This is a genomic window from Bacillus sp. 5B6 (genome assembly GCF_000259405.1).
Taxonomy (GTDB): domain Bacteria; phylum Bacillota; class Bacilli; order Bacillales; family Bacillaceae; genus Bacillus; species Bacillus velezensis.
Genome location: NZ_AJST01000001.1, coordinates 865,898 through 886,915 on the forward strand (window position 1 = coordinate 865,898; position 21,018 = coordinate 886,915).

19 protein-coding genes and 1 pseudogene are annotated in these 21,018 nt (G+C 48.5%); 10 read left to right on the forward strand and 10 right to left on the reverse strand.

Features of this window, described 5'->3' with window-relative positions:
* The first annotated feature begins 102 nt into the window (after positions 1-102).
* The 3 genes and pseudogenes from MY7_RS04240 (at position 103) to MY7_RS04250 (ending at position 1,500) form a co-directional block, all read left to right on the forward strand.
* Positions 103-471, forward strand: a complete 369-nt coding sequence (locus tag MY7_RS04240; protein ID WP_012117235.1) for an iron chaperone — start codon at positions 103-105, stop codon at positions 469-471.
* 26 nt (positions 472-497) lie between these two features.
* Positions 498-869 carry an iron chaperone gene (locus MY7_RS04245; RefSeq protein WP_029325961.1) on the forward strand — a complete coding sequence of 124 codons (372 nt, stop codon included), beginning with the start codon at positions 498-500 and terminating at the stop codon, positions 867-869.
* Between the two features lie 122 nt (positions 870-991).
* A pseudogene (locus MY7_RS04250) lies at positions 992-1,500 on the forward strand (MepB family protein).
* A gap of 228 nt (positions 1,501-1,728) precedes the next feature.
* On the opposite strand, the gene MY7_RS04255 reads toward MY7_RS04250, so the two are convergent.
* A complete protein-coding gene (locus MY7_RS04255; protein ID WP_029325960.1) occupies positions 1,729-2,439 on the reverse strand; it encodes a YrpD family protein in 711 nt (236 codons plus the stop codon).
* A 195-nt stretch (positions 2,440-2,634) separates the two neighbouring features.
* On the opposite strand from MY7_RS04255, the gene MY7_RS04260 reads away from it, so the two are divergent.
* The gene (locus tag MY7_RS04260; RefSeq protein ID WP_003155168.1) at positions 2,635-2,904 is read left to right on the forward strand and encodes an excalibur calcium-binding domain-containing protein; all 270 of its coding nucleotides are present in this window, start codon (positions 2,635-2,637) and stop codon (positions 2,902-2,904) included.
* A gap of 32 nt (positions 2,905-2,936) precedes the next feature.
* Here the strand turns inward: MY7_RS04260 and MY7_RS04265 are convergent, their stop codons facing one another.
* The 4 genes from MY7_RS04265 to MY7_RS04280 form a co-directional block, all read right to left on the reverse strand.
* Positions 2,937-3,254, reverse strand: a complete 318-nt coding sequence (locus MY7_RS04265) for a YbjQ family protein (RefSeq protein WP_003155166.1) — start codon at positions 3,252-3,254, stop codon at positions 2,937-2,939.
* A 41-nt stretch (positions 3,255-3,295) separates the two neighbouring features.
* The gene (locus tag MY7_RS04270; protein ID WP_029325959.1) at positions 3,296-4,765 is read right to left on the reverse strand and encodes a sodium:solute symporter family protein; all 1,470 of its coding nucleotides are present in this window, start codon (positions 4,763-4,765) and stop codon (positions 3,296-3,298) included.
* Positions 4,762-4,962, reverse strand: a complete 201-nt coding sequence (locus MY7_RS04275; protein WP_007409181.1) for a DUF3311 domain-containing protein — start codon at positions 4,960-4,962, stop codon at positions 4,762-4,764. Before MY7_RS04275 ends, MY7_RS04270 begins: the two co-directional genes overlap by 4 nt.
* Before the next feature lie 120 nt (positions 4,963-5,082).
* Positions 5,083-5,442 (reverse strand): hypothetical protein, encoded by a 360-nt coding sequence (locus MY7_RS04280; RefSeq protein ID WP_029325958.1) that lies wholly within the window; start codon positions 5,440-5,442, stop codon positions 5,083-5,085.
* A gap of 152 nt (positions 5,443-5,594) precedes the next feature.
* Here MY7_RS04280 and MY7_RS04285 point away from each other — a divergent pair, with 152 nt between their 5' ends.
* From MY7_RS04285 to MY7_RS04300, 4 genes are all read left to right on the forward strand, one after another.
* Positions 5,595-6,221: a TVP38/TMEM64 family protein gene (locus MY7_RS04285; RefSeq protein WP_007610492.1), complete on the forward strand. Its 627-nt coding sequence runs from the start codon at positions 5,595-5,597 to the stop codon at positions 6,219-6,221.
* Positions 6,218-6,733: a signal peptidase I gene (gene lepB, locus MY7_RS04290; RefSeq protein ID WP_007610493.1), complete on the forward strand. Its 516-nt coding sequence runs from the start codon at positions 6,218-6,220 to the stop codon at positions 6,731-6,733. Before MY7_RS04285 ends, lepB begins: the two co-directional genes overlap by 4 nt.
* A gap of 145 nt (positions 6,734-6,878) precedes the next feature.
* The gene (locus MY7_RS04295) at positions 6,879-8,357 is read left to right on the forward strand and encodes a monooxygenase (RefSeq protein ID WP_007610495.1); all 1,479 of its coding nucleotides are present in this window, start codon (positions 6,879-6,881) and stop codon (positions 8,355-8,357) included.
* Between the two features lie 88 nt (positions 8,358-8,445).
* The gene (locus MY7_RS04300) at positions 8,446-8,967 is read left to right on the forward strand and encodes a MarR family transcriptional regulator (RefSeq protein WP_007610496.1); all 522 of its coding nucleotides are present in this window, start codon (positions 8,446-8,448) and stop codon (positions 8,965-8,967) included.
* Positions 8,968-9,002: 35 nt separating this feature from the next.
* On the opposite strand, the gene MY7_RS04305 is transcribed toward MY7_RS04300, so the two are convergent.
* The 5 genes from MY7_RS04305 to MY7_RS04325 all read right to left on the reverse strand — a co-directional run bounded on the left by MY7_RS04305 (position 9,003) and on the right by MY7_RS04325 (position 13,680).
* A complete protein-coding gene (locus tag MY7_RS04305; RefSeq protein WP_025284526.1) occupies positions 9,003-10,160 on the reverse strand; it encodes an AbrB family transcriptional regulator in 1,158 nt (385 codons plus the stop codon).
* Between the two features lie 167 nt (positions 10,161-10,327).
* Positions 10,328-11,524, reverse strand: coding sequence for an MFS transporter (locus tag MY7_RS04310; protein ID WP_007610499.1), 1,197 nt, complete (start codon positions 11,522-11,524; stop codon positions 10,328-10,330).
* A 15-nt stretch (positions 11,525-11,539) separates the two neighbouring features.
* Complete coding sequence (locus tag MY7_RS04315) at positions 11,540-12,160, reverse strand: TetR/AcrR family transcriptional regulator (protein WP_007610500.1); 621 nt, start codon at positions 12,158-12,160, stop codon at positions 11,540-11,542.
* 228 nt (positions 12,161-12,388) lie between these two features.
* A complete protein-coding gene (locus tag MY7_RS04320; protein WP_007610501.1) occupies positions 12,389-12,898 on the reverse strand; it encodes a ferritin-like domain-containing protein in 510 nt (169 codons plus the stop codon).
* A 68-nt stretch (positions 12,899-12,966) separates the two neighbouring features.
* Positions 12,967-13,680, reverse strand: coding sequence for a DUF421 domain-containing protein (locus MY7_RS04325; protein WP_007610502.1), 714 nt, complete (start codon positions 13,678-13,680; stop codon positions 12,967-12,969).
* A gap of 141 nt (positions 13,681-13,821) precedes the next feature.
* On the opposite strand from MY7_RS04325, the gene addB reads away from it, so the two are divergent.
* Together addB and addA are read left to right on the forward strand one after the other, a co-directional pair.
* Positions 13,822-17,322 carry a helicase-exonuclease AddAB subunit AddB gene (addB, locus tag MY7_RS04330; protein WP_007610504.1) on the forward strand — a complete coding sequence of 1,167 codons (3,501 nt, stop codon included), beginning with the start codon at positions 13,822-13,824 and terminating at the stop codon, positions 17,320-17,322.
* Positions 17,309-21,013 carry a helicase-exonuclease AddAB subunit AddA gene (addA, locus tag MY7_RS04335; protein WP_029325957.1) on the forward strand — a complete coding sequence of 1,235 codons (3,705 nt, stop codon included), beginning with the start codon at positions 17,309-17,311 and terminating at the stop codon, positions 21,011-21,013. Before addB ends, addA begins: the two co-directional genes overlap by 14 nt.
* Positions 21,014-21,018 lie beyond the last annotated feature (5 nt).

Consider the following 21,018-nt stretch of genomic DNA (forward strand, 5'->3'; position numbering starts at 1 on the left):
GGGCTTTTTTCGATTTACATGCCCGGGCAGAGTTGTATCGTGTCCGTCTGTTGGCTATGATGATGTAAAGAGTAATGATATTTCATTTTAGGAGAGATGGGCATGGATGTGTTTGCAAAATATGTATCAGGAATCGATAATCCGGATCACCGTCTCAAAGCAGAGGAAATTTTGTCGTGGACGGCTGGCCAATTTCCGAACTTAGAAGCGCAGATCAAGTGGAACAAACCGACATTTACCGATCACGGCACCTATATCATTATGTTTGCCGCGGCAAAAAATCATTTGAGCATTTTGCCTGAAAAAGAGACGATGGAGCATTTTGCCGATGACATCGCCCAGGCCGGGTACAGCGCTTCTTCGCGCCTGTTCAGAATTCGATGGACTGATCCGGTGCACTATGATCTGCTTAAGAAGATCATCGAATTTAACATCAAGGAAAAAGCTGAAAATCCGGGGTTTTGGCGCTAGCGGACGTGATGTTGAAGGAGGAAGACATGGACGTTTTCAAAGACTATTTATCAAGTATCGACAGCCCTGATCATCGTCTGCGAATGGAGGAAATCCTCTCGTGGACGGCTGACCAATTTCCGAACTTAGAAGCGCAGATCAAGTGGAACACGCCGATGTTTACCGATCACGGCACCTTTATTATCGGCTTTGCGGCAGCAAAGCATCATGTAAGTGTTTCCCCCGAAGAAGCGGGAATTGCGCATTTTGCCGACGACATTGCCCGTGCCGGCTGCAGCGCCACTTCCCGTTTGTTCAGAATTCAATGGACTGAACCGGTGCATTATGAGCTGCTTGAACGCATGATTCAATTCAATAATCAGGATAAGGCGGACTGCTCAGCGTTTTGGCGGAAATAATGAAAGAAATGTTAAAAAAACAACCCTGACGAGGGCTGTTTTTTTATTGGAAACACATGATCAGCCCATTTTAATCAAGAAGCAATGGATGAAGTACTATAAAAAATAAGGAGTACGAAGCAGTGAATGAATTTTATAAGGCGTTAACATATGTAAAAAAAATTTTTATGAACCAAATCACTTAACGATACATGATATTCAAGAAGAAGCTCAAAACTCAGAGTATGGGGCCGGTATGTTTCAACTGCATTCAACATCAGTTCGATTCAGAGTCGCAAAAATAACGCCTAACAAGATAGGACAGTTTGTTGCTTTTTGGGAAAAAGACGGAGATGGTAAAAATCAAGCCTTTTCATATGAAAAAGCTGCTGATTTATTGGTTATCAATACTTTTTCCAGTAATCATCATTTTGGACAATTCGTTTTTCCAAAAGAAGTTCTTGTAAAGCAAAATATCCTTAAAACAGCCGCTGCAAAAGGAAAAATGGCAATTAGAGTATACCCTGAATGGGAAAATCCCACTAGCAAACAAGCTATCGAAACACAAAAATGGCAGTAGGCATATTTTGTTGAGGCGAACGATGCAGATCGTTTTCCAGCACAAGACCTGTTAAAGCTATATTCTAACTAAAATTGGACAGCCCTGAGCCGGCTGACAGTATGTGAAGTTAACCGGTGCGTGAGTTGGAGAATAACGGGGAACCTCAACAAATGAGGTTCCTCTAATTGTTATATAGAAATCGACATTTTGAATGTAACAGAGTTTGTTTATTAAACGTCATCCGAAAAATAAGGGATTTGCGTATCCGGCAGACCCACACGAAACGCACGATGACAGAAGTCGTGTGTTCAACATTCTTTATTTGACGACAGACATGCTGACGCTGCTGCCTGACACTGTCAATTTGGCAAAATCCTGTGTATCAATCACAGGTGTGACTGCTTTATTGTCGATCGTGATGTTCGTAAAGGCTGTTGAGAAGTTTGATTTGATGTAAGGGCGCTGATCCTCTGATGTGACCGCGACGGTGGCGAGCGCTTTCCATTTTGAAACAGATCCTACATTTGTTTGGGCGAGTTCTGAGATGATGCGGCCGGTGTATCCGTCATTATTCGTGCCCCAATATGTGGCGCGGGTATTGCCGTTCAGATTTTTGTAAATGGTCAGCTGTACGGTGCTGCCGGGCCGGAAGCCTTTCGTATAGGTGAATTGGCTTTCTCCTTCCAGATACCGGACCTGGCCTTGTCCCTTTGAACCGACTTTCATGATCGGTTTCCATACATGATAGGTGTCACTGTACTGAAGTCCGATATCAGCCTCTGTGCCTCCGGTAAATCCTGAGTAAATATAGGCTGTCCCATTTGACACCTGAATCGAGCTTGGAAGCTGAATTTTCGTGACGAGAACTGAGCCCGTGCTGTTCAGGTAGGCCCTTCCGCCGATTCCTTTGCTGAGCTGGGACGCCGCTTCCGCCGTATTGGGACTGATCAACCCCGGAATATCCGCCGTACATGCGCCGAATAGAACGGCTGAAGTGAGAACACCCGCAAGAAGCCCTTTTTTCATCATCATTCCTCCTCCTATCATCATAGTCAGATAGCGCTATCAATTCATATTATAAAAGGTTTTGGGAAAAATTCCATAAAAGATATACGGGCGGACGTAAATTAAAACTATTTTCCTATTTATCTTGTAAATGGAGATTATTTGAACTATGATATGTTCAGCAATACAGCATGATTCAGGAAAGGGGATAGGATAGAAATGAAAAAGACGGCAGCTGTGCTTTTGTCTTTCGGTCTGGTGTTCGGTTGTTCATACGGAGCGGGGCAGACGGCAGAAGCGAAAACAAAGGTAAAAACGTATCAAAACTGCAAGGCGCTGAATAAGGTGTATAAGGGCGGCGTGGCCAAATCGTCGAAAGTGAAAAACAAGGGCGGCAGAACAAAGTACAAGCCGTATGTATCAAAAGCGCTTTACAATGCAAATAAAAGACTTGACCGAGATAAAGACTATATCGCATGTGAGAAATAAAAAAACAAGCCTCTTTAAAGAGGCTTGTTTTTTTAAATGGATTCGGCGGTGACGGCGGTTCCGTATCCGATTAATTCGGATGTGTTCTGTCCTGCGGTCAGTTCGAACCGCAGGCCGACGATGGCGTTCGCTCCGAGCTGCTCCGCCTCTCTGATCAGCCGCTCTTTCACCGCTTTTTTGGAGTCTTCCAGCATTTCAGTATAGCTTTTCAATTCGCCGCCGACGACAGATTTTAAGCCTGCAAGCAAGTCTTTGCCGATGTGTCTGGACTGGACGATACTGCTTGTCACCAAGCCTTTCACTTCTGTAATCTGTTTTCCGGCGACGGTTTCGGTCGTTGTCATGATCATGCGTTTTTCTCCTTTCGTGTATCTTACCGCTATCTTACCATTTAAGCCGCCTTTTCGGCTGCGCCGATTTGTTTTTTTCTGACTGCGGCGCTGACTGCAAACATGACGGCGATGTTCAGAACCAGTGCGATAATGCCTGTATTCATATCCTTAACGATCTGCGGAAGAAACGGAAAGAGGGTTCCGATGGTTGATTCGGTCAGCGTAATGAAGGCCACCGTTCCGACCCCGGCCGTTATGCCGGCAAAAGCGCCGTGGCTTGTGATGAAACGCCGCTTCGGCAGGCTGAATAAGAGGGCGGGGAAAAGCTGGGTGACAAGGCTGTAGCCCATTAAAAGCAAGGTGACGATGGTATTTCCGCCTTTCAGCGTAAAATATACGGATATCAGCGCGATGACGGGTACGGCGTATTTTGCGAGCCGTGAGACTTTTTCGTCAGTCGTGCCGGGCAGAATGGCTTTGTACACATTTTTGGCGAACAGCGTGCTTGAGGCCATTAATATCATTGAACCGGGTACAAGCGCCGTCAGAATGCCCGCCGATCCGATCAGTCCGACAAACCAGGGATCAAAGGTTTTCACAGACAGCTTTAATAAGGCGAGATCCGTGTCCGCCCCTTTTAAACCGGGCACCTGCAGAATCGCCGCAAATCCGGTAAAGATGACAAACAGCAGGACGAGCTGATAAAGAGGCATGATGATTGCGTTTTTCCGAAACACCCGCGGATGCTCCGCCGAATAGGAAGCGGCAAATGTATGGGGCCACATATAAAAGCCGAGGGCGGTCAGCAAAACCGTTGAGCTGAACCAGGAAACGCTCTGTCCGGTTTCGGGCAGCGTGAGAAATCCGGGTTTTGCGGCGTCAATTTGTTTGAACATCTCCGTAAACCCGCCATAGTAATGAATGGGCAAATAAATGCCTAAATACAGGACGATGCCTAAAATCATGATATCTTTAACGACTGATATCCACGCCGAACCGTGGATTCCTGATATCATCACATAAATCGTGATGGAGACAGCGCCGATCCAGACAGCGGCTGAGGGCGGAATCTGTCCGTATGACGTTGCTGAAACAATTAATCCGAGCCCTTTCAGCTGCAGGACGAGATAGGGGATGAGGGATGCGATGCCGACGAGCGATACGAGAATGCCGAGGAGCGGGCTGTTGTATTTGGAAATAAAAAAATCTGACTGCGACATCAGTTTGTGTTGTTTGGCGTAAGTCCACACGGCTGGCAGAAGCCAATATGACAAAATGTAGGCAAGGCAGCCGTATGCGATAATATAAAAGGCGGGGCCTCCTTTTCCGTAAGCCCATCCGCTTCCGCCGAGGAATGTAAAGGTCGTGTATATTTCTCCCGCCATTAATAAAAAGACAAACATCGTGCCGAAGCCGCGTCCGCCCACCGTCCATTGTTCAAGGTCCATATTTTTTCCTTTTCGGGCCCGGATTCCGAGATATACACAAAACAGGAGCACGGCGGCCATTACGGGAAATGCTGCGTTCATTCCGCCTCACCCGCCTTGTTTTCTTTGTCCAATTTGTAAACGGCGGCCATCAGAACGGAAGTCAGCACCGCCCAGATGACGACATACGCGAGAATGAAAGGCATTCCGAAAACATAAGGCGTCACCCGGTTGGCAAATGGAATGCCGGCGAGAATTCCGAAAAAGGGCAGGGCGGCGAGAACATGAATCAGTTTCATAACATTCCTCCTTTTCATTGAAAACAGCGTGTCCCGATTATAAAGAAAATCATGTCGAATGTATAGTGTGAATAGTCTGAAATTTATCGACTGAAAAGGAAAAGCAGTCCCGGCTGCTTTTTAAATGGTCGCAAGAGACAGGTAGTATTCCAATAAGGCGGTTACCTGTTCCCGTATTCTCGGGTTAAAATAACGGTGTTTTTCTTCATAGCCGTTAATGGTGCATATATAAAGCGTAAATGCTTCGTCTCTTTCTGCTTCGTATATTTTAATTTTACGCTTTCTTAACTCTTTTCGAACATCACTCAAATCCTTTTGTGCTAATTTTAAAGAGCAGCCGATAAGCTGTTTATAGGGTTGTTTTAATTTGAACGGGCACGAATCAAGCGCTTCGAGGTCCCGGTTCAGGATGGCAGCCGCCATGGGCAGAAACAGCCCTTTTTCGATGAGATCGCGGGTGCCGCTCCGGATGTCAGGCATAAATACTCCTTCTTTCTTTAAAAAGAGAACGTTTGTTCCTATTTTATATTCGCTTACACGATATTTCAAGTCGGAAAATCTCGTAAACATTTTCGTTTTTTGGAGATAATGTGTAGAATAAGGATAGACAAACTCGTTAAGGAGTATAAACGTTGGAGCAATTTTTATCATATTTGACTGAGGAACAGCTGACGGAATGGTTCCAAAGCTATAGAGCTTTCGGCCCGGCGGCTGCGGCTGTACTGCCTTTTATTGAAGCGTTTCTTCCGTTTTTGCCGCTCGTTGTATTTGTGGTGGCGAATACGAATGCATTTGGTTTGTGGGAAGGTTTTTTTCTGTCATGGCTCGGGTCTGCGGCAGGATCAATGCTGATGTTTTATGCCGTCCGCCGTTTCGGACAGAAAAGAGCTTTCGGTTTCATCCGCAGGCATCAGACCATAAGGCGGATGATGCTCTGGGTTGAGCGGCACGGTTTCGGTCCGCTGTTTATTTTACTTTGCTTCCCCTTTACGCCGTCCGCTGCGGTTCATATCGTTGCCGGTCTGTCACGGGTGGGGGCGCTGCAGTTTATATCAGCAGCCGCTATGGGGAAAATGGTCATGATCTTTATGATCAGCTTTATCGGGTATGATCTTCACGCACTCATAACACAGCCTTTTAGGATGGCGGGCGCCATAACGGTGATCGCGGTGCTGTGGTATGCCGGAAAGCATATCGAACGGCGTTTACAGACGAGAATCAGTCAGCATGAGAAAGACGGAGGGAGACAGGAATCTTGAAAAAACGATTTTGGTTTATAGCCGGCGTGCTTATCGTTGTTTTGGCCATACAATTAAAGAATGCCATTTTTATTGATTATAAAGTCGAAGGAATCAGCATGAATCCGACCTTTAAACAAGGAAATGAGCTGCTGGTCAACAAGTTTTCCCATCGTTACAAAACGATCCGCCGTTTCGATATTGTCCTGTTTAAAGGCCCGCATCGCAAAGTGCTGATCAAACGAGTTATCGGGCTCCCCGGCGAGTCAATCGCATACAGGGAGGATCAGCTGTATGTGAATGGAAAACGGGTGGCGGAACCGTTTTTAAAACCGTTAAAGTCATCATTGTCCGCCGGGAGCCATGTGACCGGTGATTATACGCTGAAGGAAACGACCGGGCGCAAAAGCATACCGAAGGGACAATACTTTGTTATTGGCGACAACCGCATATACAGCCTCGACAGCCGTCATTTCGGTCCGATTAAGGATAAAGACATTGTCGGAGTCATCAGTGAATCAGACGCCAAGTGAACGGCGTCTTTTTTTCAGAAATGATTGTAAAAAAGCAGAGGAAAGACTATAATGAAAATTGTTACGCGCGAAACAAAAAAAGAAGCGTTTATTTTTTAGTGATTTTGTTACGTGTGTAACAAAAATATGAAAGAGGGCTGATGAGATGAAAACACAGGCTGCCATTATCGGGGGAGGTCCGGTCGGGCTTATGCTTGCATCAGAACTGGCGCTGGCCGGAGTGAAAACGACTGTCATTGAACGATTGAAGAAGACGGTGCCATATTCCAAAGCGCTTATCATGCATCCGCGCACACTTGAGCTTTTTGCCATGAGAGGCATATTGGAACGCTTTTTGGAAAAAGGGACGAAGGTGTCTTCCGGCCATTTTTCCATGCTGGATACACGGCTGGATTTTTCTCGGCTGGATACGAAGCAGAATTATTCGTTAATGCTGCCTCAGGCAGAAACGGAGCGGATTTTGGAGGAGTATGCATCAAGTCTCGGCGCAGACATCATCCGCGGGGCGGAAGCGGTGGCTGTCACCCAGACGGATGACGGAGTGGAGACGGTGTTCCGGGACGAAAGCGGGATCCGCACTCTTCACAGCTTATATGCCGCGGGTACAGACGGAGCGGGGAGCATTGTCCGGAAACAGGCGGGCATCGCTTTTTCGGGCACTGATGCCGACTTAACAGGAGCCCTCTGTGATGCCGCTTTGAAACATCCGCCCGAATCTTCCTTTTTTTCAACGTGCTGCCTGGAGGGATCGGTTGTGATTGTCCCTCTTACGGACGGACTTTTCCGCGTCCTCATCGTTTCTCCGCACGCCCCGCAAAAGCGGAAGGAAGAGCCGGTCACCGAAAATGAGCTGAAAGAAGACCTGCGGCGGATATGCGGCACTGATTTCGGATTGAGTGATCCGGTATGGATGTCGCGGTTTGGCAATGCCGAGCGTCAGGCCGAACAATACCGATCAGGCCGGGTTTTTGTGGCCGGTGATGCGGCGCACATTCATTTTCCCGCAGGCGGCCAAGGCCTGAACACGGGGCTTCAGGATGCCTTCAACCTCGGCTGGAAGCTGGCAGCGCAAATGAAGGGGAAAGCGGCGCCTCACCTTCTGGACAGCTATCATCAGGAAAGGCACAGCACAGGAAAAGAAGTGTTGCACAATATCAAAACGCAGATAAAGCTCATGGATTTTACCGAGTCGGGGATGGCATTAAGAGAAACGATGACCGCTTTGCTGGATTTTCAGGAGTCCAACCGTTTATTGGCGGGAAAAGTATCCGCGCTTGATCTGCATTATGAACCGGATGCGGAGCTGCCGCCGCATACCCTGAACGGAAAACGCCTGCCGGATATCGAATTGACCCTTCATGACGGGCGGCCGGCCCGGCTGTATGATTTTCTTCATAAGGGCGCCTTTGTGCTTCTGTCATTAAGAGGGAGCATTCCCGCCGGTATTGATACGGACAGTGTGGCAGCTGTCAGGGCGGAGCTTGCTGAAACACGTGCCGATTGGGATGAGGCCCACTCCGTTTTGATCCGGCCGGACGGCCACGCGGCATGGGCAGCCGGCGGCTCGGGACGTGAAGCGGAAGAAGCCGTTCTGGCCGGTTTGGAGAGATGGGGATTCATCTGATACCCTTTTATGCGCCTGTGTGATTGTTTCTTGTGTAACAAAACGTTATAGTAAAAGAAACAATCAATACGGAAGGGTGACTCAGCAGTTGGACAGAAGACAGCCAGACCATGCAAAACACATGATTCTTGAAAGGCTGACAGATATTTTTCACGAGCAGGAGAGGTGTCAGGAGGACATCAGGGCGTCGTTGGCCGGACGGATGGACGAACTCCGTGAAGAAAACGGGAAAAAATTACAGCTGACCTTGACGGAAATTCACATTTTGTCGTGTATCGGAGATCATGAACCGATCAATGTCACGTCAATAGCGGAAAAAATGAAGACGACAAAGCCGACCGTGTCGAGAAGCTGCGCGAAGTTTTTGGAAGCCGGCTTTCTGCGCAGGACCCGGCTGAGCGACAATAAAAAAGAAGTCTATTTCCGGCTGACTCCTGCCGGGAAAGAGCTGCATTCCCTACATCATGAATATCATGAATTGATAAAAAACCGGCTCTTGGCGTTTTTAGACCGCTATACAGATGAAGAACTGTTATTTGCTGAACGGCTGTTCCGTGATCTTTCAGCAAACTGGCGGTCTGTAAATGGCGGCGGAGAGCTGTTCAAATAAAAAACACGCATCCATATGCGTGTTTTTTATTCAGATCATGTTCCTCTTTCTGCCCGGCCTCTTTCGCCATGTGCCCGTTTCAGCTGAGAAAGGTGGTGCAGCAGCCGATAGAAGGGCGGAAGCATGGCGATGACGAGAACGATCCGGATGACCTGAACCGCGACGACGAAAGTCGAGTCTTCGTGCAGGGTGATCGAAGTCGCCGCCATCTCGGCGATCCCGCCGGGAGAAAAGGCGAGAACTGATGTAATCATGGAGATGCCCGTTAATTTAGAAACCGCAACCGCGCTCAGAATCATGGCGGCGATTAATCCGACGGAAGAAATAAACCCGACGGTCAGCACTCTCGTCACGCCGGTGAACATGCTTTTGTACATTTTTGATCCGATTGTGGCGCCGAGAAATATTTGTGACAGCTGGTTCGCTTCCGGCGGCCACCAGGCCAGCATGTCTTTGCCCGCCAAGGCGGACACGCCGATTTCCGCAGCAGCAACGCCGATCATGCTGCCGAGCAGCCAAGGGGCCGGAAATTTCAGCCGTTTTGCGCCTTTGCTTGCAAGCCAGGCAGCCAAAATAAATCCGGCCGTTAACAAGACGGGAGTAAGGCCCGGATGTGAAGCGCCTGCCGAAACGGCTCCGGCTGATGTCTGAGCCGCACCGTTTTGTTTGGTAAATAAGAAAATGACGAGAAACGGTATTGTCATGACGACCAAAAGGACGCGCGTCAGCTGAATAAGGCTTACAATCGCGGTGTTTGCGCCGACTTCCTGGGCGATACCCGGCATGGCGGATAAACCGCCCGGCGCCGTGCCTACAAAGCTTGTCATCATGTCCGTCCGGCTGAACCGAAAGAGCACATATCCGGAAACAAGCGCCATCACGATAGAGAAAATCAGCATGAAGCCTACCGGAAGCCAATGCTCCCGTAAAACCGAGAGAACGGACAGGTTCAGTTTCTGGCCGAGTTCGATGCCGAGGATCATTTGTCCCGCCGCAAGCCATCTGCGGTGAATCCCTCTTCTGTCAGGCGCCATGAACAGCCAGCGGGGCCTCGTCATGGAGAGGATGCAGCCGGCGGCCAGCGTTCCGAGCATCCAGGCGATCGACATCCCTGTAAGCGAAAGAAGAAACCCCCCTGCCGCACTGATGAGAATAAACCAGATATCCGTTAGGAGATGTTTGTCTTTCTTCAATGAAAACCCTTCTTCCTGAAACATTCATATTAAATTGTTAAGCTCATTAACCTTACTATTACTATAGTATAGATTTTGAGATAAATAAATAATGAATTATTTCTCATAATCCATTCATTTTTCTTATCACAAACATAAAAAAAGCTCCGGAGATGGGTGAGTGCACCCTACTCCGAAACCTCGCCCGCTTTTCCTTTCCACATAAAGGTCAATCCCAGACCGAGAAATAAAACCACACCTGCGAACAGAAACGGGAAATGAATATTCATATCAAATAAAATACCGCCCAGAGCCGGGCCGAAAATGGTGCCCAAACTCGTGTATGTTGAGTTCATACCGGCAACAAACCCCTGCTGGTTTCCTGCGATTTTCGATAGATAAGTAGTCAGTGCCGGGCGCAGTAAATCAAACGCAAGGAAAATGATGCAAGTGACAGCGAGCACCGGCAAAAATCCTGACATCACCGTAGAAACGAAAGCCAGCACAGCGCCGATGACCAGACAAAGCTGGATGACTTTTTTCTCCCCGAGGAAGTTGACAAGTCTGCCGAACGCGAGCACTTGAATGAGGACCGCCACAATGGAGCTGAACGTAATAATAATGGCGATATCCTTTGGTGTGAAGCCGAATTTATGGTTTGTAAATAAGCTGAATACTGTTTCGTACGCCGACAGTCCGAATGCCAAAACAAAAACGATGATAAAGGCGATCAAGTAGTTTGGATGAATCGACTTTTTCAAATCTTTTAAGAAGGTTGATTCTTTGACGCTTTCCAGCTGCTTTGCGCGTTCTTCTTTAGTTAACGGCTCTTTCAGCATAAAGACAGAGGAAATCACTGCGATAAATGCAATTCCCGCCGCAAAGAAAAACGGCATACGAACGCCGTGATCGGCAATAAATCCTCCTATGCCGGGCCCGATGATAAACCCTGTGCTGATGGCGGCAGATACATAGCCCATCGCCTTCGATCTTTCCTGCACCGTCGTAATATCTGCGACATACGCTGTAACAGCGGGCATGATAAAAGCGGCACTGAGGCCCCCCAGCACCCTTGCGAAATATAAAATGGAGACATGTGTGCCCAATCCGAAGGTCAGTTCGGATAATGCGAACAAAAACAGTCCGGCGAGAATCATGATTTTTCTGCCGAAGCGGTCAACCCATCTCCCCGCAATGGGAGATGCAATTAATTGCGCGACGGCGAAGGCAGCGACAAGGTATCCCATTGTGCTGCCCGTCAAGTGCATCACATTCATAAACAGCGGCATAACGGGAATGATCAATCCGATGCCTAAAAACGCAATAAATATGTTGCTTAATAAGATGATGAGTACAGCCTTTTGTTCTCTGATCGGTTTTTGCATGTTGTTTCTCCTTTGTCAGCTGTCATTCTGTTTATCAGCGCTGATCGACCCGTGAATAAACACGGAGATGGCTTCTTTTTGCAATTCGATTCTTTGCTGGATGGTATCGTTTTTATATAACACATCTAAACCGTAGAAGACGGACAGCAGGATTTTTACTTTTGATTCGACATGATGAATGGACCAGCTGCCGTCTTGATTTCCCTCTTCTAAGATCTCTCTCATCACATCGTCATATTCAATATCAATTTTGTTGAGACGTTTTACGACCTCCTCCGACGTAAACGCACTCGCATAAAACTCTTCGCTTGCTCTCATCAGCGGGTAATTGATGCTCATCCGGCTGAGCAGCTCCGCAAAGCCCGTCAGTTTTTCGGCAGCATTTTTCAGATCAGCTTCCATTTCCCTCCACGTCTCAATCATTACGCGGTGATCCTCTTCCATGATATGAAGAAACAGAAACTCTTTTCCTTTAAAATGATGATATAGATTGCCTTTACTGATCTCGGCCGCCTCTAAAATATCCCGAATCGATGTTTCTGAATATCCTTTTTTTGCAAATAAGTCACGCGAAGCGGATACGAGCTTTTTCTTCGTCTTTTCGCTCTTTCCGGCGCCGCCTTTTGTATTTGTCACTTCACACAGATCCTTTCCGCCAAATGAGGTTCGGCTCCTTAAAAACCGACCGGTTGGTTTATTTTATTATAAAGGGTTTTTGCTGATTATACAATGAAGAAGTTATCCATTGTTTGGAGGGAGTATAAAAACGGCTCGAAAAGTAAACCCCATTCTCTCATGTTGAAAGAACGGGGTTTGTCTGCGGTCTGAAGACTCCCGGCGGGGGAGTGTGATCTGCCTGAACCGTTATTTTCCGGTATTTACCTCGGTGTAGCTTGTGTTCGGCGCGTTTGATACCGTTCCCCCTGTATGGTGGAAAGGAGAGTGGGCCATATCGTATAAAAACCAGACGGCATGACGCTGCTCGTCAAATGCCGTGCGGGCAAATAACCGCTTCGCTTCAGGGTGCACCGCTCTATCGGATGCCTGCAAATAAAAATCATTCGTTTTCTGCTCATCATAAAACGCCGCCCTCAGTCCTTCTCTGTATGTGTGCGGACAATGCTCCGTCTGTTTCGGCGTCAACTGTTTTCCGGTAATTGACGTATACAGAGAAGAAAAAGCGTGCAGGTGGCGCACTTCTTCTTCTCTGATATGTTCGATTCGTCTTCTGATTTCTGCGGTCGGCGCTTTTTCGGCTAATATTGAGTAGCAAATCACAGCGCTGTATTCACCGTTTATGGATTTTACCAGATCCTTGATAAGCACAGAATCGTCACTGCAGATGGCTGTATAATGAAAAAAATTCTCGTGCATTGGACTCACCCCCGGATGTTTATAGGGTATTATACGGCGGCAGCCCGTGACATGTGCGGATGTCATTTTTATTCTTGATCCAGCGGCGATGTAATATGGTCGTCGTATGTGTCGACAAAAAGCCGGCCGTTGCTTCCGCGCACAGCGTATACGACGTCTTCCGGTTTGAGGTTTCTCTTGTCCAATTCTTCTCTCAGCCATTTTTCCGATACGTGGTTTTCCTCCAGGTTTTTCACCACCAGCCGGCCGTCCATAATCAGCTCAACGGCAAAGTTCTTTTCATGTCCGGCAAAGATGCCGAGATCCTGTCTTGTAACGGGCGCAAATTCCGGTTTGACCTCCACTGACATGCTGCCGTTTGTTTCAATGATGGCAGTCTGAACCTGAGAAATGTCAAATACGTCATTTACACGCAGCTGCTGGTTCAAGTAGTCGATGGTATAACGCATCGTTTTCATATTATGCTCAAGTATTTTACCGTTTTGAATGATAATGGTCGGTTTGCCTGCAAAGAAACCCCTAAGGACCCTGTTTTTCATAGAAAGATATGCGACAAGGTAAATGATTGCCACGAAAATAATGTAGGCAATGACATTATAATGAATCGGCAGCTTTGTATTAAACGACAGATTTGCCGTGATGGCGCCGAGCGAGATGGCCGCAATGAAATCAAAAAGCGTCATCTGTGAAATGGTTTGTTTACCGAGTATCCGGGCGCCGATAAACAGAATGCTGAACGACAGAGCCGTCCGTACAATTACTTCGGGATATTCTGACATCATATTTAATCCTTTTTTTCTTTAATTTGGACAAAAACGATATGTTTTAAAACAGTCATCCCGTTTTTACCAGCAGATGAGATTGGTCATTTTCGTCAACTTTCGATAAAATGTAGAAAGATAAAAAGAGAGGGGTCTTCTAATTTGGGTGTTGAGTTTTTAGTAGGCAGATCGGGGAGTGGGAAAACGAGGCTGATTATCGACAGCATTCAAGATGAACTGCGCCGGGAGCCGTTCGGGAAACCGATCATTTTTCTAGTCCCGGATCAAATGACGTTTTTAATGGAATATGAGCTTGCTAAAACGCCGGATATCGGCGGCATGATACGCGCTCAAGTGTTCAGTTTTTCGCGTTTGGCGTGGCGCGTGCTTCAGCATACCGGGGGCATGAACCGCCCGTTTGTGACGACGACGGGTGTGCAGATGCTTTTAAGGAAACTGATTGAAGAATATAAGCACGAGTTTAAAGTGTATCAAAAAGCGAGTGACAAAACCGGGTTCACTGAGCAGGTGGAACGGATGCTGACAGAGTTTAAGCGGTACTGTATTGAGCCTGAAGATGTCCGCCGCATGGCGGAAAGCGGAACGGCGTCAGAATATCGCGGAGAGCGGATGCTGTCTGAAAAACTTCATGATTTAGGCATTTTATATCAGCAGATGGAAAGAAGCCTCGCCGGACACTATTTGCATTCAGAGGACTATTTGACGCTGCTCGCTCAGCAGATTCCTTTGGCGGACGTTGTAAAAGGCGCCCGTGTTTACGTCGACGGATTCTATCAATTTACGCCGCAGGAATTAAGGGTGCTGGAGCAGCTGATCATGCATGCTGAACATGTCACATTCTCGCTGACGGCGGACAGCCCTTCGGCGGAACAGGCACCGGATGAGCTCGATCTGTTCAGAATGACGGGAAGCACATACTATAAGCTTTATCAGACGGCAAAGGAATTGAATGCTGATATTTCCTGCAAGGAACTGCATGGCACGAAGCGGCATCGGCATGCGCCGGAGCTTGCCTGTATAGAGTCGCAGTACGATGTGCGTCCCGCCGCGGCGTATACCGGCGGACAGGAAGCTTTTACCGTCATGCAGGCGCAAAACAGAAGAGCTGAGCTTGAAGGTATTGCCCGGGAAATTCAATCGCTTGTCCGGGACGGAGGATACCGGTACAAAGATATGGCGATTCTCATCCGTCAGCCGGAAGATTATAAAGATTTGCTGAAGGAAGTGTTTGCCGATTACGGGCTTCCTTATTTTATTGACGGAAAAGCTTCTATGCAGCATCACCCGCTTATTGAATTCATCCGTTCAAGCCTCGATGTCGTGAAGGGGAACTGGAGATATGAAGCGGTGTTCCGCTGTGCGAAAACCGAACTGTTATTCCCGCTTGATCAGCCGGAGCAGAAAATAAGAGAGCAGGTTGATCAGCTTGAAAATTACTGTATCGCCTACGGCATTAAAGGGGAGCGCTGGACAAGCGGCGAGCGGTTTGTATACAGGCGCTTCGTATCACTCGATGAGGATTTCGCGCAGACGGATCAGGAAATAGAGATGGAACACATGCTGAATGAGACGAGAGAGTGGATAGCCGCGCCCCTCGTCCGGCTTCAAAACCGGATGAAAAAAGCGAAAACGGTTCAAAGCATGGCGGAGGCTCTTTATCTCTTTTTGGAAGATACCGATGTTCCCCTGAAGCTGGACCGGAAAAGGCAGCGGGCCGAAGAGGCCGGAAACATGATCGAAGCGCAGCAGCACGGCCAGGCGTGGGATGCCGTTATCCAGCTTCTCGAGGAGTTTGCCGGCATGATGGGTGAAGATGAAATATCATTGGCGCTGTTCCAGCAAATGGTTGAAACGGGAACGGAATCGCTTCATTTTTCTTTAATTCCTCCTGCGCTTGACCAAGTATTTGTAGGGAATATGGATCTCTCAAGAATGTACGGCACGTCCTGCACATTCGTCATCGGAGCCAATGACGGTGTTCTTCCGGCGCGCCCGGATGAAAACGGCGTGCTGTCTGATGATGACCGGGAGTGGCTGAAAGCGGTCGGAGTGGAGCTGTCTTCCGCGGGGCGTGAGCGGCTGCTTGATGAGCATTTTCTCATCTATATGGCGCTGTCAAGTCCCTCTGACCGTCTTTATGTGTCATACCCGATTGCCGATGCGGAAGGAAAAACGCTCCTGCCGTCAATCGTTGTAAACAGGCTTGGCGAGCTGTTTCCCGATCATCAGGAAAAGCTGTCAGCGGCTGATCCCGAGCAGGTAAGCGAAGAAGAGCAGCTTCAGTATCTCGTCAATAAACAGGTGGCTCAGACATATACGGCAAGTCAGCTCAGGCTGTGGACAAGAGAGTACGAGATCAGTGACGTATGGTGGAGCGCATACAATGTGCTGATGAAAGAGTCTGATCACCGGCGTGCGAAAAAGCTGTTTTCAAGCTTGTTTTTCCGCAATGAGGCGAAGCGTCTTGAACGGCCTGTTTCGCGCCAGCTTTACGGCGAGCATATTAAAGGAAGCGTCTCCCGGATGGAGGCGTTTAATGCCTGCCAGTTCTCTCATTTTGCATCTCACGGGCTGCAATTAAAAGAGCGGCAGTTTTTCAAGCTGGAAGCGCCGGATATCGGCCAGCTGTTTCACTCCAGCCTGAAGCTGATTTCAGACCGGCTTCGTGAGCAGAAGCTGGAATGGCGCGATCTGACGAAAGATCAGTGCCGGAATTTCTCCTATGAAGCGGTGGAACGGCTTGCGCCAAAGCTGCAAAAAGAGATTCTGCTCAGCTCAAACAGACACTTTTACGTGAAGGAAAAACTGCAGAAGATCGTCACGCGTGTTTCTGGCATATTAAGCGAGCATGCGAAGGCGAGCGGTTTCGTCCCGGTCGGTCTTGAACTCGGTTTCGGCGGAAGCGGGCCGCTGCCTCCGCTCACTTTCACGCTGAAAAACGGCTGTACGATGGAACTCGTCGGACGGATCGACCGCGTGGATAAAGCGGAAAGTTCAAAAGGCCTGCTGCTGAGAATCGTTGATTATAAATCAAGCGACAGGGGGCTTGATCTGGCTGAGGTGTATTACGGGCTCGCTCTGCAAATGCTCACATATCTTGACTTATCGATTACACATTCTGCGGATTGGCTCGGCATGAAAGCGACCCCGGCAGGCGTTTTGTATTTCCATATCCATGATCCGATGGTTCAGGCCAGTCTGCCGATGGGGCTTGATGAAATCGAGCAGGAAATTTTCAAGAAATTTAAGATGAAAGGCCTTCTCCTCGGTGACCGGGAGGCGATCAGCCTGATGGACACGACCTTGGAGGAAGGGCGTTCAAATATCGTCAATGCCGGTTTGAAAAAGGACGGTTCTTTAAGATCCGACTCAGCCGCGGTCAGCGAACAGGACTTTCATCTGCTGACAGACCATGTGCGGCGGACATTTGAACAGGCGGGCGAAGCGATAACGGACGGGCTTGTGTCCATTACCCCGTATAAGCTGAAAGATAAGACGCCTTGTACGTACTGTGCGTTTAAGTCGGTATGCCAGTTTGATGAGTCGCTTAAGGAAAATGAATACCGCAGCCTGAAAGCGGAAAAAGACGGCACCATACTGGATTGGCTGAAAAAGGAGGCGGATGATGATGCAAATTCCTAAACCGAAAGACAGCATATGGACGGATGACCAATGGAGCGCCATCGTTTCTTCCGGGCGCGATATTCTGGTCGCTGCCGCAGCCGGATCAGGTAAAACGGCCGTGCTCGTGGAACGGATGATCAGAAAGATAACCGCGGAGGAAGATCCGGTTGATGTTGACAGGCTCCTTGTGGTGACCTTTACAAACGCCTCAGCAGCGGAGATGAAGCATCGGATCGCGGAAGCATTAGAAAAAGAGCTCGCCAAAAATCCGGGATCTCTGCATATCAGACGGCAGCTCTCTCTATTAAATCGGGCGAGCATTTCGACGCTTCACTCTTTCTGCCTGCAAGTGCTTAAAAAATATTATTATATGATTGATCTTGACCCCGGTTTTCGGATGGCTGACCAGACGGAAGGCGAATTGCTCGGAGACGAGGTGCTTGATGAGCTGTTTGAAGATGAATACGCAAAAGGGAATCAGGCGTTTTTTGAGCTTGCGGACAGATATACGACAGACAGGCATGATCTCGATCTTCAAGACCTTGTCAAACGGGTGTACGAGTATTCCCGGTCGCATCCTGACCCGGAAGCGTGGCTGCAAAGCTTTGTCCGCCTGTATGACGTGACGGAAAAAAGCAAAATGGAAGAGCTTCCGTTTTACCAATATGTGAGAGAAGATGCTGAAATGGCGCTCTTCGGGGCAAAACAAAAGCTTGAAAAGGCGCTTGAACTGACAAAAGCGCCCGGCGGGCCGGCCCCGCGCGCTGATAATTTTCTGGATGACCTTCAGCAGATAGAAGAGCTGATCAGCTGCCGGCATGACTTCGATGCGCTGTATGAACGGGTTCCCGCAGTCTCATTTAAGCGGGCGAAGGCGGTAAAGGGTGATGAATTTGACAAAGCGCTTTTGGACGAAGCGACCGATTTGCGAAACGGCGCGAAGAAACTGATCGAAAAGTTAAAGAATGATTACTTTACAAGAAGTCCGCAAGATCACTTAAAGAGTTTAGCAGATATGAAGTCTGTCATCGAAACGCTCGTTCAGCTCGTGATATCGTACGGAAAACGATTTGAAGCGGCGAAACAAGAAAAATCAATTATTGATTTCTCAGATTTGGAACATTACTGCCTGGCGATTTTAATTGCGGCTGATGAAGAAGGCAGGCGGGTGCCGAGCGAAGCGGCCGTTTATTATCAAGACCAGTTCCATGAAGTTCTGGTTGATGAATATCAAGATACGAACCTTGTGCAGGAGTCTATCCTGCAGCTTGTTAAAAGCGGGAATGAAGAGACGGGAAATCTGTTTATGGTAGGCGACGTCAAACAATCGATCTACCGTTTCAGACTTGCTGAGCCGCTGCTGTTTCTCGGGAAATATAAAAGGTTTACAGAAAGCGGGGAAGGTGCGGGGCAGAAAATTGACCTGAACCAAAATTTCCGCAGCCGCTCCGATATTTTGGACAGTACGAATTTCTTGTTTAAGCAGCTGATGGGCGGAAAAATCGGCGAAGTGGACTACGATGAACAGGCGGCATTGAAGCTCGGCGCATCGTATCCGCCGAATGACGCGGCAAAAACGGAACTGCTGCTCATTGACAGCGCTGATGGCGCAGACAGCTCCGAGGATGCCGAAGACTTTGAAACCGTGCACTGGGAAGCAAAAGCGATAGCCGGGGAGATACGAAAGCTTGTCTCATCTCCGTTTAAGGTATATGACGGCAAAACAAAAACACACCGGAATATCCAGTACCGGGATATCGTAATTTTGCTGCGCTCCATGCCGTGGGCGCCGCAATTAATGGAAGAGCTGAAAAACCAGGGCATTCCGGTTTACGCCAATTTGACGTCGGGTTACTTTGAAGCTGTGGAGGTGGCTGCGGCGCTTTCAGTCTTGAAGGTGATTGATAATCCGTATCAGGATATTCCGCTTGCTTCCGTGCTGCGCTCGCCCATCGTCGGCTGTGACGAAAATGAACTTGCGCTGATACGCCTTGAAAAGAAAAAAGCGCCGTTTTATGAAGCGCTGAAAGCATATATAGCGAACGGTGACAGGCATGATGACCTGTATCAAAAACTGAGAACCTTTTATGACAGTCTGCAAAAGTGGCGGTCATTTTCGACGAATCATTCGGTGTCAGAGCTGATTTGGGAAGTATACCGCGATACCGGATATTTTGACTATGCAGGCGGCATGCCTGGCGGAAAGCAGCGCCAGGCCAATCTGCGCGTCTTGTATGACCGGGCGCGCTCGTACGAAGCGACGGCGTTCCGCGGGTTATTCCGCTTTTTGCGGTTCATTGAACGGATGCAGGAGCGCGGCGATGATCTGGGGACGGCCCGGGCGCTCAGCGAGCAGGAGGATGTCGTTCGGCTGATGACGATTCACAGCAGCAAAGGACTTGAATTCCCCGTCGTTTTCACCGCCGGACTCGGCAGAAGTTTTAATATGATGGATCTCAACAAATCATACCTGCTTGATAAAGAGCTCGGTTTCGGCACGAAGTACATTCATCCGGAACTCAGGATCAGCTATCCGACTCTTCCGCTTGTGGCGATGAAGAAAAAGATGCGCAGAGAGCTCTTATCCGAAGAATTGCGCGTATTGTATGTGGCGCTGACCAGAGCGAAGGAAAAGCTGTTTCTCGTCGGTTCTTGCAAAAACCGGGAAAAACAGCTGGCCAAATGGCAGGCGCAAGCAGACCGGGCTGATTGGCTTCTTTCTGAATTCGACCGCTATCAGGCGTCATCTTATTTGGACTTTATCGGGCCGGCGCTCATCCGCCACCGTGACATGGAGGCGCATAGGACGCCGGGACTTTCCTCATCTGAGGATATCGCGCGCGACCCGTCGCGTTTTCACATCCGGATGCTGGAGCAAAGTGAATTGCTGGAAGAGAATCCAAAAGAACGTGCTGAAGAAAAGAGCAAACGTCTCAAAGCGATACAGCAGGGCGAGCCGATTCCTGATTCGTTTTCATTTGATGATCAGGCGCGCCGTCTGCTTGAATGGGAATATCCGTACCGAGAGCTGACGGCTATCAGAACGAAGCAGTCAGTTTCTGAGCTGAAGAGAAAGCAAGAATACGAGGATGAATACAGCGGCCGCTCTCTCATCAAACCATCAGGAGACACGCTTTTATACAGGCGTCCCGGTTTTATGATGAAAAAAGGGCTGACAGCCGCAGAAAAAGGAACGGCGATGCATACGGTGATGCAGCACATACCGCTGACGCACGTTCCGACTGCCGAAGAAGCGGAGCGGACGGTCCGGATGCTTTACGAAAAAGAGCTGCTGACAGAAGAACAGCAGGAAGCTATTGATATAGAAGAAATTGTTCAGTTTTTCGGAACTGAAATCGGTAAAGACCTTCTCGGGGCGCTGCGGATTGACCGGGAAGTGCCGTTCAGTATGGCGCTTCCGGCCGGCGAGGTGTACAAGGATGCCGAAACGGCCGGTGAACCGCTGCTCGTGCAGGGGATTATTGACTGCCTCTACGAAACTGCGGACGGTCTCTATTTGCTGGACTATAAAACAGATCGGATAGAGGGGAAATTCCGGAACGGATTTGAAGGCGCGGCTCCGATTCTGCAAAAAAGGTATGAAACACAAATCGAATTGTATACAAAAGCGGTTGAACAAATTACAAAAACGAAAGTGAAAGGGCGTGCGCTCTATTTCTTCGATGGAGGTCACGTTCTTACACTGTAACAAGA

What these genes read in the sequence shown, in the direction of transcription:
- MY7_RS04240 (WP_012117235.1), top strand. Translation starts at nt 103, where the DNA reads ATGGATGTGTTTGCAAAATATGTATCAGGAATCGATAATCCGGATCAC.
- MY7_RS04245 (WP_029325961.1), top strand. Translation starts at nt 498, where the DNA reads ATGGACGTTTTCAAAGACTATTTATCAAGTATCGACAGCCCTGATCAT.
- MY7_RS04255 (WP_029325960.1), bottom strand. Translation starts at nt 2,439, where the DNA reads ATGATGAAAAAAGGGCTTCTTGCGGGTGTTCTCACTTCAGCCGTTCTA.
- MY7_RS04260 (WP_003155168.1), top strand. Translation starts at nt 2,635, where the DNA reads ATGAAAAAGACGGCAGCTGTGCTTTTGTCTTTCGGTCTGGTGTTCGGT.
- MY7_RS04265 (WP_003155166.1), bottom strand. Translation starts at nt 3,254, where the DNA reads ATGATCATGACAACGACCGAAACCGTCGCCGGAAAACAGATTACAGAA.
- MY7_RS04270 (WP_029325959.1), bottom strand. Translation starts at nt 4,765, where the DNA reads ATGAACGCAGCATTTCCCGTAATGGCCGCCGTGCTCCTGTTTTGTGTA.
- MY7_RS04275 (WP_007409181.1), bottom strand. Translation starts at nt 4,962, where the DNA reads ATGAAACTGATTCATGTTCTCGCCGCCCTGCCCTTTTTCGGAATTCTC.
- MY7_RS04280 (WP_029325958.1), bottom strand. Translation starts at nt 5,442, where the DNA reads ATGCCTGACATCCGGAGCGGCACCCGCGATCTCATCGAAAAAGGGCTG.
- MY7_RS04295 (WP_007610495.1), top strand. Translation starts at nt 6,879, where the DNA reads ATGAAAACACAGGCTGCCATTATCGGGGGAGGTCCGGTCGGGCTTATG.
- MY7_RS04310 (WP_007610499.1), bottom strand. Translation starts at nt 11,524, where the DNA reads ATGCAAAAACCGATCAGAGAACAAAAGGCTGTACTCATCATCTTATTA.
- MY7_RS04320 (WP_007610501.1), bottom strand. Translation starts at nt 12,898, where the DNA reads ATGCACGAGAATTTTTTTCATTATACAGCCATCTGCAGTGACGATTCT.
- MY7_RS04325 (WP_007610502.1), bottom strand. Translation starts at nt 13,680, where the DNA reads ATGATGTCAGAATATCCCGAAGTAATTGTACGGACGGCTCTGTCGTTC.
- addA (WP_029325957.1), top strand. Translation starts at nt 17,309, where the DNA reads ATGCAAATTCCTAAACCGAAAGACAGCATATGGACGGATGACCAATGG.